Raw genomic sequence first — 15,132 nt, 5'->3', positions numbered from 1 at the left:
GTTCGAAACGCGTTGCGAGTTCGTTGCGAAAGGAGCCCCGGCATTGCGGGGCTCCTTTTTCGTGTCCGGCCGCATTCAAAAATCACGCATTGTCTTAGGCTTGGCTTCTGGGCGCAACCTGATACGGTCTTTCCCAGAGGAGACAAGGAGGCACCCATGCAGGCATTGATGGCCAAGGGCGGCCTTTCGCCCGACGCGTCGGGAGCGTTTTTTCTGGCCGAGGTCCCGGACCCGGTTCCCGGGCGGTGGGACCTGCTCGTGCGGGTGGCGGCGGTTTCCGTCAATCCCGTGGACACCAAGGTGCACGCGCGCCTGGCTTCGGGCGGGGAGCGGATCCTCGGCTACGACGCCGTGGGAACGGTGGCGGCCGTGGGCGAGGCCGTAACCGGTTTCGCGCCGGGCGACCGGGTGTATTACGCCGGGGACGCCACCCGGCCGGGCACCGACGCCACGCTTCATCTGGTGGACGCGCGCATCGCGGCCAAGGCCCCGCAGACCCTGGACGACGCGGCGGCCGCGGCCATGCCGCTGACCAGCCTTACCGCCTACGAGGCTCTGTTCGATCGTCTGGGCCTGACCGATGCGGCCAGGACCAACGCCGGTCGCGAGGTGCTTGTGCTCGGCGGGGCCGGCGGGGTGGGCTCCATGGCCATCCAGCTCGCCGTATGGGCCGGGGCGCGGGTGATCGCCACGGCTTCGCGGTCGGAGTCCGCCGCCTGGTGTCGCGAACTGGGCGCGCACCTGGTGCTCGACCACTCCAAGGACATGCCCGCCGCCTTGCGTTCCGCCGGCATCACGGATGTGGGCGCGATTTTTTGCACCACCCACATGGAGGCCCACTGGCGGGCCATGGCCGCCATGATCGCGCCCCAGGGCGCGCTGTGCCTGATCGACGATCCGTCGGGGCCGCTCGACATCACGGTCTTCAAATCGAAATGCGCCAGCATCCGCTGGGAATTCATGTTCGCCCGGTCCATGTACAAGACCCCGGACATGGCCCGGCAAGGCGCTATTTTGGCCCGGGTGGCGGCGCTTCTGGATTCCGGCGTCGTGCGGCCGACATTGGGGAAGACCCGGCACGGCCTGGATCCGGCCGTTTTCGCCGAAGCGCACCTTGCCCAGCGTTCCGGCCGCATGGTCGGCAAGCAGGTGGTGGTGTTTTAAGCGGCGGGCAAAAGACGGCGCGAGAAGGGGAATCCCGGTAAAAAGGGTTTTCCCTTCCCGCGCCGTCCTCGTTTTAAGCTTTCGGAGGCTGGCCCTACGGTGCTTTCTCGTCTGTGGAGAAGGTGAACCGCGTGCCCACGCTGCTGATAAGAAATCGTTCCGGCATGGCCTGGGCCATGGCCGCGGTGGCCGTAAACCCCGTGCAGTGCATGGGGATGAGATAACGCGGTCCCAATTCCCGCAGCGCCGCCGCCGTCGGCCCGACCACGCCAGCAAAGGCCGGCCCCGTCAGATGGAAGCCGCCCACGACGGCGTGGACCGTCTCCACGCCCGTCACTTTTCGGGCGTAGCGCACGGTGTTGACGATGCCGGCATGGGCGCAGCCGCTTATGACCACCAGCCCCTTGTCCCGCACGTGCAGCACGATGGCCTGGTCGTCGCGGAAGGGATCGGGGCCCCAGGCGCCGTCGGTTTCGATCTCGGCCATGGGAAAGCCCTTTTCGAAATCCGTGGCGCGTTCGACCTCGCCGAGCGTCAGCAGCATGTCCGAAAACCATGTTGCGGGTCCGGCCTCGGTGACGATGTTCGCGCCGGCCGCCCGAAGCGCCGCGGCGTCAAGCGACGGCAGCTCCGGCTGCGGCCCCTTGCCGGGAATGTTGAGCCGCCGGCGGCAATAGGCCCCGGGATGCGAAATGAGGTCGCAGCCCGCCTTGCGCCTGGCCAGGAGTTCCAGCAGGCCGCCGGTATGGTCCATGTGGCCGTGGCTGAGGATGATGGCCTCGATGTCATCCGGGGAAACGCCGAGGCTGCCCATGTTGCGCAGCAGGGTCAGCGCGCTGAGTCCCGTATCCAGCAGCACCGTATGGCGTTCGCCGCCGCCTTCGAAGGTGACGCACAGCGACAGGCCGTGCTCCGCCACCGGATTGTCGGTCCAGGACAGGATCGGGCGGTGCGCGACCCCACCCGTGTCGGGCAGGAAATGGTCGAGGGAGTTGTCGATGAGGACCGTGACCGAAACGCTGTCCGTTTGGCGCAGACTGGTTGTCGTCATTTGCCGACCTCCTGGCGGATGTTGCGGTGCGTGATCGTTGGAATGCCGAAAAAATTGTGGTCGGGGAGCCGCATGAAGTCAAGGGACAGGCTTGCCTCAACCCCGCGACCGCTATAGAACGACTGGAATCGGCGGGATGCGTCCATCGTGGGCGCGGTTGCCTGCCGCTTGGCGCGGCCTGCGCGGGCGGTCCGCTTTCGACTTTTCCCGGGGATGCGGCGCATGGGCAACGGCCTGACGCAACGCTTCAGACTGCTGGTTTTGTCGCTGGCCCTGGCGGCCGTTCTGGTGTTGCCCGCGGCCTGGGTCTTGTGGCGCAGTGAAAACGCCCGTCTCGTCGAGGAGACCCGGGCCAATGCCCTGGCCCATCTCGGCGACGCGCGTCTGAGCCTGCAATCGGCCCTGACCGCAAGACTCACGTTGCTGCGCGCCATCGCCGCCTATGCCGCCAGCCACCCCGATCTCACGGACGAGCAGTTCGGGGACTTCGCGGCCGGGCTCATGGATGGCGTGTCCGACATCCGCTCCCTCCAGCTCGCCCGCGACGCCGTGGTGAGCCACGTCTTTCCGCGAACCAGCAACGCCGGCATCCTGGGCCTGTCCCTGCGCCGGGACCTGCCGCCCTCCCAGCGCGAAGCCCTGTCGCGCACTCTGGAAAACGGCCGGACCGCCATCGACGGACCCGAAAAACTGCTCCAGGGCGGGTGTGGCATCATCGCCCGGACCCCCGTCTTTTTGCTTGGCGGGCCCCGGCTCCCCGGCCGCATGTGGGGCGTGGCCACCATCACCATCGACGCGGACGCGTTTTTCCACGATGTCGCGGTGCAGCGTGGGGACGATATCCGTCTGGCCATCCGTCTGGCCGGCAACGGCGCAATGGTTTACGGCGACCAGGCGATCTTCGCGGACAACCCCGTCACCGTGGAGATGGCCGTTCCCGGCGGGATGTGGCGGCTTGCCGCCGTCCCCGAGGGCGGCTGGAAGCCCCTGCGGCCTCTGATGCCTTTGCTTGTGGGGGCGGGCGCCGTCTGGCTGGCGCTTTGGGGGGCCTTTTTCGGCTTTCTGTCCTGGCCGGCCCGGCTGGCCCGGGCCGTCGGCGTGGCCACCGCCGCCCTGGACGCGGCCAAGACCGGTCTGGAACGCACCGTGGCCGCGCGCACCAGCGAACTTGTGGCGGCCAACGAGGCGCTCAGGCGCGGCGAGAGCCGCTATCGCGCCTTTATCGACGCCACCAGCGACATGGCCTTTTTGAAGGACGCCGAGTTGCGCCATCTGGTCATCAACAACAAACTGGCCGAGTTCATGGGAAAGGCTTCCGGAGACGCCATCGGCCGCACCGACTTCGAGTTGATGCCGCCCGAACTCGCCGCCCGCTGCCACGAATCCGACGTGGCCGCCCGGGACGGCCGCGACATCGTGACCATGATCGAAACCCTGGGCGATCGCACCTTCGAGGTCCGCAAATTTCCCGTGCCCCTGGGCGAGGGAAAGATGGGCGTGGGCGGCTACATCCGTGACATCGGCGACCGGCTGCGGGCGGAGCAGGCCTTGCGCCAAAGCGAGGAAGTCCTGCGCAACCTTTACGAAAACGCGCCGGTGGGCATTTTCACCTCCACCCCCGACGGCCGCTACGTCAAGGTCAACGGCTATCTGGCCCGAATGTACGGCTACCCCGATCCCGAAGCCATGCTGGCCGAAGTGGCCAACATCCGGGACCAGGTCTACTTCGATCCCGACGAACGGGATTCCATGCTCGATACGCTCAAAAAGCGCGACCACCTCTCCAACTACGAAGTCCGTCGCCTGACGCGTACCGGGAACCTCATCTGGGTCTCGCTCAACATCCGGGCCGTGTGCGACAAATCCGGGGCCATCGCCCACCTCGAAGGCTTTTGCACGGACATCACCCAGCGCAAACAGGCCGAAACCGTCCTGGCCGACCAGGAACGGCAACTGCGCGTCATTTTCGACAACTCGCCTCTTGGCCAGGTTTTTTTTGACGCCACCGGCACCGTGGTGAGCTGCAACAAGCGGCACCTCGAAATCATGGGCATCACGTCGGACAACATCATCGGGGTCAACCTCGTTGCGCTGCTGCCCATTTTGTTTAAGGAAGCCCTGGTCCGGGCCCTGGCCGGGGAACTGTCCAGGGCCGAAGGCCCCTATTCGTCCGTGCTCGGCGGACGAAATCTGTACCTCCGGGCCATTTTCAGCCCGGTCGAGACCGGCACCGCGCCCACCCCGGTCATCGCCTCCATCGAGAACATCACCGAGGAACGCAAAAAGGACGCCACGCTGCGCCTGCTGTGGGCGGCCGTGGAACAGTCCCCGGCCTCCATCGCCATTACCGACCTCCAGGGGACCATCGAATACGTCAATCCCCATTTTTCCACCCTGACCGGGTACACTCCGGACGAGGCGAAAGGCAAAAATCCCAGGATCCTCAAAAGCGGCGTCCATCCCGAAGCGTTTTATAGGGACCTGTGGGACACGCTTCTGGCGGGCAGGGTCTGGCGCGGCGAACTTTGCAACCGCAAGAAAAACGGCGAGCTGTATTGGGAAGCCTCCTCCATATCGCCCGTGCGCGACGAACAGGGCGAAATAAGCCATTTCGTGGCCGTCAAGGAGGACATCACCCGGCAGCGGGAAAGCAAGGAACGCCTGCGCCAGCTCATGGGCGAATTCGAGGCCATCTTCAACGCCTCGTCGGTGGGCATCGTCCACCTCGGCCCGGACGATACGGTGGTGCGCGTCAACCGTCGTTTCGCCGAACTCTTCGGCATCCCCGCCGAGGAACTGGCCGGCAAGGGCCTGGCCGGGGTCCATGAAAGCATCCCTCGACTGCGGGCCTTTCGCCGGGAACAACTGGCCCTGGTCGCCGCCGGAAAGGAAGTGCATTTCGAAGAGCGCTTCCACGACAGGGGCGGCCACTCGTTTTGGTGTTCCGTCGACGGGCGGCGCATCGACGTCGCCAACCCCGCCTCAGGCTCCATCTGGACTTTCGACGACATTTCGGCGCGCAAGGAACTGGAACGCGTGCGCGAAGACGTGGAGCGCATCATGCGCCACGACCTTAAGGCGCCGCTCAACAGCATCGTCAACCTGCCGGAAATTGTCGCCGTGGTCGGGCCGGTCACCGACGACCAACGCGAGTTGCTAAGTGAAATCGAGCAGTCCGGCCATGCAATGCTCGAGCAGATCGAACTGTCCCTGGACCTCTATAAGATGGAAACGGGAACCTACGTCCTGCAGGCTCAGCGGATCGATCTCGCCCGCATCGTCGCCGGCGTCGTGTCCATGCTCGAACCCACGGCCAAGGCCAAGGGCGTCGACGTGACCCTCCGGTCGCCCGAGGAGCTCTTTATCACCGGCAGCGCCCTGCTGTGCCAGACCATTGCCGCCAACCTCGTGAAAAACGCCATCGAGGCCGAGACCTCCGGCCACGCCGTGACCGTTAGCCTCGCCGAAAAGGACGGCCGCGCTTTGCTGACCGTCCAAAACCCCACGCCCGTGCCTCCGGAGCTCATCCCCGTCTTTTTCGAAAAATACGCCACCAGCGGCAAAAATGGCGGCAGCGGGCTCGGCACCTACTCCGCGCGCCTCATGACCCGCAGCCAGCGCGGCGAGATCTCCATGGAATCCACCCCCGACGCCGGCACGATCGTCACCGTCAGTCTGCCTGTCACTTAAACCGCTGGGGCGCTGCCCCAGGCCCCGCCGAGGGGCCATGGGCCCCCCGGACCCCCCGTCCGGTGTGCTTTGGTCGGCCGGGGGAGGGGGTGGCTGGCGGCAAGACGGAGAGGGAGAAGATGGCGGCGGAATTTGTCGGGACGGTGCCGCCGCTTCGCGGCAGGCTCGTCCCAAGCAAATTCCGCCGCCACCACGCCGGTCGCCCCAAAGGGGCGACATGGAAGGCCCTTGCTTGTGTTTTTTTAATGCGGCGCTTCGCCGCTGGCGATCTTGTCGCCGCAATCGCGTCCGGCGTCGAGGCGCTTTAGCGCCTCGTGCCGCCGGGCCGATTGCGGCGACAAACATCCGGTCTCCCGCCCCCAAAGCCCCCCCTCATGCACGACACATACCCGGTAAAAGTTTTTTGGAGGGGTCCAGGGGGACCTTTTTTTCAAAAAAGGTCCCCCTGGCCGCCGGAGGCCCTCATGCCTATTCCCCCTCCCCATCGCCCTGACTCAAAATTCGTCGCAGCGTGTCTTTAGTGATGCCGAGTTCCCGGCAGGCTTCCATGCGTTTGTCGTCGTGGCGGGCCAGGGCGTGTTTGGCGGCCTGGTATTTGATGGCGCGCATGGTCCGGGGGGCGGCGTCGGTGGCGTGTTGGGGGTGGCTGGGGGCGGGGCGCAGGTAATCGGGCAGGTGTTCGGGGCCGATGCGGCCGTGGGAGCAGAGGATGAAGGCGTATTCCAGGATATTTTGCAGTTCCCGGACGTTGCCGGGGTAGTCGTGGCGCAGGAGAATGCGCATGGCGGCGTCGGTCAGGCCGCCGACGGCTTTTTCCTGGCGCAGGTTGAGGCGTTCGATGAAGGTGGCGACGAGCAGGGGGATATCTTCGGGGCGTTCGCGCAAGGGCGGCAGGACGATGCGGGCCACGCCCAGGCGGTAGAAGAGGTCGCGGCGGAAGGTGCCTTCCCGGGCCATGGCTTCGAGGTCGCGGTTGGTGGCGGCGACGATGCGCGCGTCGGCGGGGAGCGTGGTATCCGACCCCAGGGGCTCGTAGACGCGTTCCTGGAGCACGCGCAGGAGTTTGACCTGGAGCGGCGGGGGCATTTCGCCCACTTCGTCGAGGAAGAGCGTCCCGCCGGTGGCCAGGGCGAAGCGGCCTTTGCGGGCGGTTTTGGCGTCGGTGAAGGCGCCTTGGGCGTGGCCGAAGAGTTCGGATTCGAGCAGTTCGCCGGGGATGGCCCCGCAGTTGACGGCGATGAAGGGGCCGTTTTTCCGGTCGGAGAGGTTGTGCAGGGCCCGGGCGAAGAGTTCCTTGCCGGTGCCGGATTCGCCGAGGAGCAGGGCGGTGGTGCCGCTTTGGGCGATGCGGGGGAGCAGGTCGAGGTGCCGGGCCATTTCCCGGTTTTTGGTGACGATGTCCTCCAGGGTGCGCACGCCTTCGAGTTCCTTGCGCAGCCTGGTCAGGTCGGAGATGTCGCGGAAGGTTTCCACGCCGCCGACGATGCGGCCGGTGGCGTCGCGAAGGGGCGCGGCGCTGATGCTGACCCAGACTTTTGTGCCGTCCGGGCGCACGATGAAGATCGACTGGTCGGAGAGGGTGGTGTCGGCCTTGATGCATTGCCCCAGGGCGCAGGCCCCGTCGCAAAGGCTCGAGTGGAAGACCTCCCAGCATTTGCGTCCCAGCGCCTCGGCCGGGGGGATGCCGGCGATTTTTCCGGCGGCCCGGTTGAAAAAGGTGATGGTGAAGTCCGTGTCCACGGTGAAGACGCCGTCGGCCAGGGACTCCATGATGGATTCGCAGGGGATGTCGCGCGGCAGGGCCATGGGGGTCTATAGCCCAGGCCGGGCCGGGTGTAAAAGCGGGGGGGGGGACGTCTTGACTTCGCCGGCGCGGGACCGGATAACCGGGCGAAAAGACGGGGTTGCGCGCGACGCGTGCCCCGATATGACCGGAGGTGGTTCATGGCCGAGCCGGCCGCGACCAAGGAACGCATGCTGATGATCGGCACGCCGTGCTACAACGGCAACGTGACGGTCAACTATCTACGCTCGGTGATCCCCGCCATCGGGGTTCTGGAGCGCAACGGCGTGCGCACGGGCATGCTCACCCCGTCCCACGAGAGTCTCATCACCCGGGCGCGCAATCTGGTGGCCAACGAGTTTATGCGCCAGGAGGAATTCACGCACCTGCTTTTCATCGATGCGGACATCGGCTTTTCCCCGGATCTGCCCTGGAAGTATCTGGAAGCGGACAAGGACGTGGTGTGCGGCATTTATCCGGTCAAGAACCTGGATGTGGAGAAGCTTCGCACCATCAAGGGCAACGTGCTCATGCGCGTGGCCCAGGCGGCCTCGCTGCATTATGCGGTGAAGCTCAAGCCCGGCGGCCGTCCCGAGCCCGGGACCGGGCTTTTGCCCGTGGAGTACGGGGCCACGGGGTTCATGCTGATACGGCGCGAGGTGTTCATGCGTCTGGCCGAGGCCTATCCCGAGCTGGCCTACGATTACGCCTACACCAACGACGACCACGTGAACAACGTGGCGTTTTTCGAGACGGCCATCGACCCGGCGACCAGGGATTACCTTCCCGAGGATTACGCCTTTTGCAAACGCTGGACGGATATCGGCGGCGAGATCTACGCCGACGTGCACAGCGTGTTCACCCACGTGGGCACCTACGAGTACACGGGCAATTTCACGGCCTTTCTCACCCACCTGGGCCCGCCGGACAAGTAGGGGAGGGGACTGATCCCGCCCCGGCCGTGAGCGCCTTTTCCCTTTTGGCGATATCGGCTAAGTTTGCGTCGCGGTCCCGGACGCCGGGTCCCGGCCCGCTTCCCGCCCTCCCTTTTGCGCCCGACCGGGGATGCCCCATGCGCCTGACCGACGCCGACCTGCTGGCCGAACTGGACAAGCCCGAATTCGCCGCCGCGCGAGGGGCCTTCGTCAGCCGCCGCTACGCCAAGGGCCGGCAGGTCTTTTCCCCGCGCGAATCCCGCAACAGCCTCTTCATCGTGGCCAAGGGCCGGGCCAGGGTCTACCTGGCCTACAAGGACAAGGAATTCACCATGGCCATCCTCGACGTCGGCGACGTCTACACCACGCATACGCGCGCCCATGTCGAGGCCCTGGACGACCTGGAACTGCTGGAAGCCGACGTCGCCGTCGTGCGCCGGTTTTTCACCTCCATGCCGGCTCTGGCCACAGCCATGGTCAAGGTGCTCGGGGACCTGCTCTCCCACGCTTTTTCGGTCATCGACGGCCTGGCTTTCCACGACGTGCGCCGCCGGCTCCTCCTGCTGCTGCTCCACGAAGCCGGGCAGGCCCCGGTGGAAGAGGATTCCATGCGCTGCTTCGCCCATGGGCTGAGTATCGAACAGCTGGCCACCATCGTGGGTTCCTCGCGCCAGACCGTGTCTTCCCTCTTAAACGGCTTCGAGCGCGACGGCGTCATTACGCTACGCGCCCGGGGCGTGATCTGCGTGCCGGACATCACGGCCCTGCAAGCCCTGGCCGAGGCCTGATTTTCCCGGGCCATCCGTTTCATGCCGTGCCCGGTTCCGAGGGCGCGGCGTGTCGCTTTGTCGCGCCTGACATGCCGGGGATATTTTTTCAGGTGCGCCCGGGAATTTGTCAGCTGCCTGACAGACACCGTTTTGACAAAAAAAGTAATTTCGACCACGAAAAGATCAACGGCCGGGCGGCTTGGGCCGACGGCCGGACAGCGGAGGACGGCATGGACATGGAACAGCGATCCGTTTTCCCGGGCGAGACCGTGATCACGGCCGGCGGCGGCATGCCGGACAAGCTTGGCAAGGCCCTTTCCATCGGCATGGTGCGCGGGCTGGTCGGCTTCGTCGACGGCGACGCGCCGGAAGGCGGGGCCGGCGGCGTTTTGGCCGGGCTGGCTCGGGAACTCATTCGCCAGGATATTCTGGTGCTCGCCGCGGGCGACGCCGCATGCGCCATGGGGCAGGCCGGGCTGCTCGCGCCCTCCGGCGTCGCGGAGGCCGGTTCGGGGCTGGCGGATTTTTGCGACCACCTGGGCATTTCCCCGGTGCTGCGTATGGACGAGGGGCCGGACGGCGCATCGGTTCTGGACTTTTTTACCGCCCTGGCGGCGGCGCTTGACGTGGAAATCGCCGATCTGCCGGCGGCCGCCAGTCTCGCGGCGGGTGTCGGGGGCCAGGCCATGGCCGGCGGTCTGGCCGCCGCACTTTCCCGCGCCGGGGTGTCGGCCGTTTCCGGGGCGGCGTCCCTGGTCGGCCCCGATCCGGCCAAGGCGGCCGAGGCCATAAGCGAACACATCAAGGCCAAGCGTCTGGCTCTTGGCCTCAACGACCGCTTCGACGGCTCCGTGTATTCCTGAGAGATCGCCTGGCGTGCGATGCCTCGCCCGGCAAACGGCCCTCGGCGAGGGCGGGTCCGACCCTCCGGCCTTGCTTTGGCGCAAAATCGGGCCTCGGCGGGCGTTGTCTTGGATGATTCGCGAAACGATCGTTCGCAAAAAAAGCGGCCGGCGTCCGTCCATGTGCTTGGACGGACGCCGGCCGTGGCGGTTAGTTCTTGATGATGCGCTTGTAGAAGATGAACCCGATCAGGGCCAAAACAACAAGTGCGCCGGCGATGGTCATCAAATCGTCCATGCTCATGTCCGACTCCCGGGGATCTCCCCAAGTAGCCAGCGGGCGGCTGCCGTCGTCCACCGGGTTTGCGTCCGGTGATCTCGCGTGGCGCGGCCTGGACAGGCTGGCGCGGTCCTTGTCGCTGCACGGCAAGGGGCCGGTGGCCGGTCATGACGTCCGGGTCACAGATCAAGCATGCGTCGCGATGGCGTATCCCCAATCCTCAAACGTGACGCGAGGGGCGTTCGTTGTCGCGTTGCCAGTTTTCCAGGGCCTGCCATACTCCCCGTCCCCGGTTTTCCCGCTTTTGGGCGGCCCGTTTTACGGACCATCCCCGTGTCACCTGACTGGCTGCAGCCGTTTCGTGCATGTTGGAGCGGGACTTTCCTTTGGGGTAACGCCGCCATTCCTGGATGGCAAGAGGAAATAGGGAATTTTTTCACGTAAAAACTTTTAGGTGTGTTGCAATATGTAACATACTTGTCGACTGACTGGTCAGTCGGGACAGCAACGCCACTGTTGTAACGCATATCGGCGTGATTGCCACACGTGTATCGCGCCGATGCTGTGTTGGTTATACTTGCCGCATGCGCGACGTTGTGGCGGTTGTGAACGAAAAGAAACACCATGACCCTGTCACGACGGCAGCGAGCACGTGCGGGACAAGTTCAAAAACCATCCGTGACCCGTTTGGGGCCTGCCGGCGCGGGAGCGGGTTTCGCCCGCCCGTTCCCGCGCCGTTGCGATGGCCTATGCTAGGCCGCTTCCCGTTGCGTCTCCAGGGCGGCAAGGCCCGCTTGTCCTTTTTGCGGCAGCCGGCGGGTGAGCCAGCCGGAACAGCCGGCGCTGCAAAGTCCCCAAAGCGAAATCCAGGACAGGCCGAAGAGCCAGAAAAAGCTGTAGCAAAGCGCCCACTGCCAGCCGAACACCCCGGGCCGCCGGCGATGGTAGACCACGGCCGGGACGACCGCCGCCAGGGCGCAGCTGACCACGGCGGCTTGGGCCATGGCCAGGGGGGAGAGCAGAAAGCACAGCACGAGGGCCACCTTGAACGCCTCGGTCAGGGGCAGAAAAACAAGCTCCACCGTGCCGGCCAGGCGCAACCAGCCCGCGCCGGCGTCGCCCCGGCGAAGCGGCCGGAAAAGATAGCGCGCCATCACCAGGCTCTCGCGCACGTTGCTGCGGGCCCAGCGCAAAAGCATCCGGCACAGTCCCCGGTATTTTTCGGGCAGCGTGGTGAACACCACGGCCTCGTGCTGGTAGACGACCCGGTAGCCCTTGGCCAGCACGATGTTGGATAACGCCCGGTCCTCGCCGATGTTGGCCGGCCGGCCGAGGAAGGACTGATTGGCCCAGGCGGCCAGTTCCGGGGTGAGGACCGAAGCCCGGTAGGCGGCCAGCGCCCCGGGCGTGCAAAGCACCCCGCCGTAGACGCTCTGGCCGCGCCGCAGGAAATCGAAGGACAGGGTGAAGGACACCTCCAGCATTTTGGGGATGGGACCGCAGGCTGCGAGGTTGAGCACGCGGACGTTGCCGGCCACGGCGCCGACCTTTGGCGAAGCGGCCAGGGGGGAGAGCAGGTGGCGCAGGGTGTCGGGCTTTATCTCCGAGTCCGAATCGATGGTGACGAAGGCCTCCTCGTCCGCGCCGGCAAGGCCCGCGAGCAGGGCATGGCGCTTGCCGCCGTTGCGCGCCAGGCGCAAAAGCCGCACCCGGTCCGGGAATTCCGCCGCGCCCCGCGCCATCCACTGCCAGGTGTCGTCGCGGGAGCCGTCGTCCACGCACACCACCCGCATCTTGCCCGACGGGTAGTCGCTGGCCATGACCGAGCGGATGGTGGAAAGCACCTGGGCGCCTTCGTTGTAGGCCGGAATGACGATGCGGACCGTGGGCAGGGCCGCGTCCGGGGCGGGGGGGAAGGCGTGGTAGCGGCTGGCCAGCCACATGCGCCAGGCCAGAAGCAGGGCGGTCACCGGGGCCAGGGCCAGGCCCAGGTCGCCGTAGACGACGAGCAGATCGCTTTCGAGAAAGGCGGCCATGTACTCCTGGTCCCGAAGCGCCGCGCAGGCGGCCGTGCCGCCGGCGGTCATGGTGGTGAGGAGGGTGAGGCCGTAGAGCCAGTCGACGACTGTAACACGCTTGAAAAGTGAGTTTTTCATAAGGGATCGCAACGGGTTGCATGGTGGGTGCGCCGGGCGGCGCGGGAAGATTCAGTGTCCCTGTAGAAAGGAACGGGGGGAAAGGCGAGTTACAGTTTGGATGGATTCTTTCAAGGGTGAAAGAAGGGAGACTGCCGTGTTGCCGGCGCGGCGCGGATGTCCTAGGGAGGATGGCATGGGCTTGGATTTGTTGTCGCAAGTCGCTCCGTGTCCGCAACCGAAACGTCCGAGGTGCGCCATGCCCGATACGGACAGCCCCGCTTCCCTGCTCGCCCTTTCCGACGTCTATTGGAAAACCTGCGCCCTGCACGCCGGGGCCATGCTCGACGTGTTTTCGGCCATCGGCGACGCGGCCCTGACCCCGGCCGAGATCGCCGCCGCCCGCGCCTGCGATCCGCGCGCCATGGGCATGCTCGTCAGGGCCCTGGCCGCCATGGGGCTGCTCGTCGGAACGGACGGCCGCTACCGGCAGACGGCGCAGGCCAGGACGTTTTTGGACAAGCGTTCCCCGCGCTACGTCGGCTCGATCATCCGCCACCATCACCGGATTATGGCCGCCTGGGCCGGGTTGCCCGGGTCCATCCGCACTGGCGGGCCGCAAGAGCGGCCCATGGACGCGGCGCGGGAGGCCGGCGACCGTGAGGATTTCCTCATGGGCATGTTCAACCTGGCCATGGCCATCGCGCCGGGGCTCGCCGCCTCCATCGACCTGTCGGGACGCGGGCGGCTGGTGGACGTGGGCGGCGGGCCGGGGACCTATGCCGTGCATTTCTGCCTGGCAAATCCGGGGCTGCGGGCCTCGGTGTTCGACCTGCCCGCCTCGGAGGAGTTCGCCGATGCGGTGCGCCGGCGTTTCGGCGTGGCCGACCGGGTGGATTTCGTGCCCGGCGACTATCTGTGTGATCCCATCCCGGGCGGCTATGACGCGGCCTGGCTGTCCCAGATTTTCCATGCCGAGGACCGGGCGGGCTGCCTGACGATCCTCAAAAAGACGGTGGCCGCCCTCGAACCCGGCGGGCTGGTCTTCATCCACGAGTTCATGCTCGACGACGCCGGCGACGGGCCGGAATTCGCGACGCTTTTCGCGCTCAACATGCTGGTGCTCACGGAGCGCGGCCAGGCCTACGCCGTGGGCGAGATCCGGGACATGATGGCCGAGGCGGGGCTGACCGACATCCGGCTGCTCGACTTCACCGGCCCCAACGGCTCCAGGGTGCTGCGCGGGACGAAAGGCTGAGCCTCGGGGGGGATATCCGGCGGACGCGCCGGGTTTCTCCCGCTCGAAGCGGGCGGCCGCGCCCGCGAGCGCGGCCGTGGGGCGCTCGGTCTTGGAAGGCTCGGGGCTTCAAATGTCGTCCGCGTTGGCTCGGGGTTATTGTCTGGCCCCCCGGGAATGCTGGGCGGCCGTCATGGCCGCAAACGTTCGATGTCTTGACTCTGTACTAAAAATTAGTACCCCTCTCCCCAAGGGGAAGCCATGGGCTGGAAAGTCAACATCGCGGCCAAGACCGAAAAGCGGGTCATGCGCCTCCCGCTTCAGGTTCAAAAAGCCCTGGCGCTCCTGATCGCGGACATCGAGGCCGGCGGTCCTGTGCGTGGCGACTGGCCGAACTATTCACGGCTGCCCGGCAACCGGCATCATTGTCACCTGAAGAAAGGAAAACCGACCTACGTCGCCGTATGGGAGGACGTGGCCGGGCAAATCAAGGTCATCGAGGTTGTTTATGCAGGCACACACGAAAAAGCCCCTTACCGACGCCGTGGAGCTTTGTTTTACTGGCCCGGCGTCCAAGCGCCAGGAAGCGGTGGACTACCTGCGGGGGCTTGGCTTTGAGGCCAAGGAAACCCCGTCCAAGCCCTGGCGGGACGTGCTGCCCTTTAAGGACGAGGAATTGCCCGGCGTCTTCCTTGCCGGGGCGCGCTATCGGGAAGGTCTGACCCAGATCGCCCTTGCCGAGGCAACCGGCATCCCGCGCCGCCATATTTCCGAGATGGAGAACGGACGCCGGCCCATTGGGAAAAAGAATGCCCGGCTTCTGGCTGAGGCCCTGAAAATCGACCCCAGGCGACTGCTGGCCGTGTAGCCCGGCAGGGACAGCATCGAAGCCGCGTACCCATCAAAGCACTACGGGGCGTGGCGGAGGGTGAGGCGTGGCGTCATTGGCCGGCCCGTCGTGGGAGCGGCGAAGGAGGGGCTGGGCACCGCACCCTCGTTTCCTCGTCATGGTCCGGCCATCCTTCCCCCGCTTTCACCCTCTCGCATTCCCCAATTGGGGGGCAACTGGGGAGGAATTCAGAAGATAAAAAAAGGGCGTCGGCCGATTTGGCCGACGCCCTGAATATTCTGGCTCCCCGGGACGGACTCGAACCGCCAACCTAGTGGTTAACAGCCACCCGCTCTGCCAATTGAGCTACCGGGGAACAGCGAAGCGAGGAAGCTAGCTATTACGATCGGCGGCCC

Annotated in this window: 13 protein-coding genes and 1 tRNA gene; 8 read left to right on the top strand and 6 right to left on the bottom strand. The window is 66.0% G+C overall.

The features are described 5' to 3' along the window. Positions 1-156: 156 nt before the first annotated feature. Positions 157-1,164, top strand: coding sequence for a zinc-binding alcohol dehydrogenase family protein (locus DESFRDRAFT_RS15950; protein WP_005995626.1), 1,008 nt, complete (start codon positions 157-159; stop codon positions 1,162-1,164). 94 nt (positions 1,165-1,258) lie between these two features. On the opposite strand, the gene DESFRDRAFT_RS15945 is transcribed toward DESFRDRAFT_RS15950, so the two are convergent. Beyond that, the gene (locus tag DESFRDRAFT_RS15945; protein WP_005995625.1) at positions 1,259-2,215 is read right to left on the bottom strand and encodes an MBL fold metallo-hydrolase; all 957 of its coding nucleotides are present in this window, start codon (positions 2,213-2,215) and stop codon (positions 1,259-1,261) included. After that, positions 2,212-2,439, bottom strand: a complete 228-nt coding sequence (locus DESFRDRAFT_RS15940; protein WP_043795043.1) for a hypothetical protein — start codon at positions 2,437-2,439, stop codon at positions 2,212-2,214. Before DESFRDRAFT_RS15940 ends, DESFRDRAFT_RS15945 begins: the two co-directional genes overlap by 4 nt. Between DESFRDRAFT_RS15940 and DESFRDRAFT_RS15935 the strand changes: the two genes are divergently transcribed. Continuing rightward, positions 2,438-5,905, top strand: coding sequence for a PAS domain S-box protein (locus DESFRDRAFT_RS15935; RefSeq protein ID WP_005995624.1), 3,468 nt, complete (start codon positions 2,438-2,440; stop codon positions 5,903-5,905). The two genes, DESFRDRAFT_RS15940 and DESFRDRAFT_RS15935, sit on opposite strands and share 2 nt — an antisense overlap. A 468-nt stretch (positions 5,906-6,373) precedes the next feature. Here DESFRDRAFT_RS15935 and DESFRDRAFT_RS15925 read toward each other — a convergent pair whose 3' ends face one another. Beyond that, on the bottom strand, positions 6,374-7,711 hold the full coding sequence (locus DESFRDRAFT_RS15925) for a sigma-54 interaction domain-containing protein (protein ID WP_005995623.1): 1,338 nt from the start codon (positions 7,709-7,711) through the stop codon (positions 6,374-6,376). A gap of 138 nt (positions 7,712-7,849) precedes the next feature. On the opposite strand from DESFRDRAFT_RS15925, the gene DESFRDRAFT_RS15920 reads away from it, so the two are divergent. The 3 genes from DESFRDRAFT_RS15920 (at position 7,850) to DESFRDRAFT_RS15910 (ending at position 10,256) form a co-directional block, all read left to right on the top strand. Further along, entirely contained in the window at positions 7,850-8,623 is a 774-nt protein-coding gene (locus DESFRDRAFT_RS15920) for a hypothetical protein (RefSeq protein WP_005995622.1), read from the top strand. A 137-nt stretch (positions 8,624-8,760) separates the two neighbouring features. Next, positions 8,761-9,411 carry a Crp/Fnr family transcriptional regulator gene (locus tag DESFRDRAFT_RS15915; protein ID WP_005995621.1) on the top strand — a complete coding sequence of 217 codons (651 nt, stop codon included), beginning with the start codon at positions 8,761-8,763 and terminating at the stop codon, positions 9,409-9,411. Between the two features lie 71 nt (positions 9,412-9,482). Beyond that, positions 9,483-10,256: an anaerobic carbon-monoxide dehydrogenase catalytic subunit gene (locus DESFRDRAFT_RS15910; protein ID WP_052303495.1), complete on the top strand. Its 774-nt coding sequence runs from the start codon at positions 9,483-9,485 to the stop codon at positions 10,254-10,256. 190 nt (positions 10,257-10,446) lie between these two features. Here the strand turns inward: DESFRDRAFT_RS15910 and DESFRDRAFT_RS22300 are convergent, their stop codons facing one another. Both DESFRDRAFT_RS22300 and DESFRDRAFT_RS15905 read right to left on the bottom strand, forming a co-directional pair. After that, a complete protein-coding gene (locus DESFRDRAFT_RS22300; protein ID WP_005995619.1) occupies positions 10,447-10,539 on the bottom strand; it encodes an LPXTG cell wall anchor domain-containing protein in 93 nt (30 codons plus the stop codon). Positions 10,540-11,267: 728 nt separating this feature from the next. Beyond that, positions 11,268-12,671 (bottom strand): glycosyltransferase family 2 protein, encoded by a 1,404-nt coding sequence (locus DESFRDRAFT_RS15905; protein ID WP_005995618.1) that lies wholly within the window; start codon positions 12,669-12,671, stop codon positions 11,268-11,270. Between the two features lie 238 nt (positions 12,672-12,909). Between DESFRDRAFT_RS15905 and DESFRDRAFT_RS15900 the strand changes: the two genes are divergently transcribed. From DESFRDRAFT_RS15900 to DESFRDRAFT_RS15895, 3 genes are all read left to right on the top strand, one after another. After that, positions 12,910-13,908, top strand: coding sequence for a methyltransferase (locus DESFRDRAFT_RS15900; RefSeq protein WP_005995615.1), 999 nt, complete (start codon positions 12,910-12,912; stop codon positions 13,906-13,908). 240 nt (positions 13,909-14,148) lie between these two features. Beyond that, the gene (locus DESFRDRAFT_RS21500) at positions 14,149-14,505 is read left to right on the top strand and encodes a cytotoxic translational repressor of toxin-antitoxin stability system (protein WP_336884672.1); all 357 of its coding nucleotides are present in this window, start codon (positions 14,149-14,151) and stop codon (positions 14,503-14,505) included. Continuing rightward, positions 14,396-14,755, top strand: a complete 360-nt coding sequence (locus DESFRDRAFT_RS15895) for a helix-turn-helix domain-containing protein (RefSeq protein WP_005995612.1) — start codon at positions 14,396-14,398, stop codon at positions 14,753-14,755. The genes DESFRDRAFT_RS21500 and DESFRDRAFT_RS15895 overlap by 110 nt, the downstream gene beginning before the upstream one ends. Positions 14,756-15,016: 261 nt before the next feature. On the opposite strand, the gene DESFRDRAFT_RS15890 is transcribed toward DESFRDRAFT_RS15895, so the two are convergent. Continuing rightward, positions 15,017-15,092, bottom strand: a tRNA-Asn gene (locus tag DESFRDRAFT_RS15890). Positions 15,093-15,132 lie beyond the last annotated feature (40 nt).

Origin of the sequence: Solidesulfovibrio fructosivorans JJ] (assembly GCF_000179555.1) — a bacterium.
GTDB lineage: Bacteria > Desulfobacterota > Desulfovibrionia > Desulfovibrionales > Desulfovibrionaceae > Solidesulfovibrio > Solidesulfovibrio fructosivorans.
Note: the sequence above shows the minus strand (reverse complement) of the source record. Positions and strands in the feature narration are given on the sequence as shown.

Bases quoted from the DNA above. Each gene is read 5' to 3' on its own strand.
- DESFRDRAFT_RS15950 (WP_005995626.1), top strand. From the start codon at position 157: ATGCAGGCATTGATGGCCAAGGGCGGCCTTTCGCCCGACGCGTCGGGA.
- DESFRDRAFT_RS15945 (WP_005995625.1), bottom strand. From the start codon at position 2,215: ATGACGACAACCAGTCTGCGCCAAACGGACAGCGTTTCGGTCACGGTC.
- DESFRDRAFT_RS15935 (WP_005995624.1), top strand. From the start codon at position 2,438: ATGGGCAACGGCCTGACGCAACGCTTCAGACTGCTGGTTTTGTCGCTG.
- DESFRDRAFT_RS15940 (WP_043795043.1), bottom strand. From the start codon at position 2,439: ATGCGCCGCATCCCCGGGAAAAGTCGAAAGCGGACCGCCCGCGCAGGC.
- DESFRDRAFT_RS15925 (WP_005995623.1), bottom strand. From the start codon at position 7,711: ATGGCCCTGCCGCGCGACATCCCCTGCGAATCCATCATGGAGTCCCTG.
- DESFRDRAFT_RS15920 (WP_005995622.1), top strand. From the start codon at position 7,850: ATGGCCGAGCCGGCCGCGACCAAGGAACGCATGCTGATGATCGGCACG.
- DESFRDRAFT_RS15915 (WP_005995621.1), top strand. From the start codon at position 8,761: ATGCGCCTGACCGACGCCGACCTGCTGGCCGAACTGGACAAGCCCGAA.
- DESFRDRAFT_RS15910 (WP_052303495.1), top strand. From the start codon at position 9,483: ATGCCGGGGATATTTTTTCAGGTGCGCCCGGGAATTTGTCAGCTGCCT.
- DESFRDRAFT_RS22300 (WP_005995619.1), bottom strand. From the start codon at position 10,539: ATGAGCATGGACGATTTGATGACCATCGCCGGCGCACTTGTTGTTTTG.
- DESFRDRAFT_RS15905 (WP_005995618.1), bottom strand. From the start codon at position 12,671: ATGAAAAACTCACTTTTCAAGCGTGTTACAGTCGTCGACTGGCTCTAC.
- DESFRDRAFT_RS15900 (WP_005995615.1), top strand. From the start codon at position 12,910: ATGCCCGATACGGACAGCCCCGCTTCCCTGCTCGCCCTTTCCGACGTC.
- DESFRDRAFT_RS21500 (WP_336884672.1), top strand. From the start codon at position 14,149: ATGGGCTGGAAAGTCAACATCGCGGCCAAGACCGAAAAGCGGGTCATG.
- DESFRDRAFT_RS15895 (WP_005995612.1), top strand. From the start codon at position 14,396: ATGCAGGCACACACGAAAAAGCCCCTTACCGACGCCGTGGAGCTTTGT.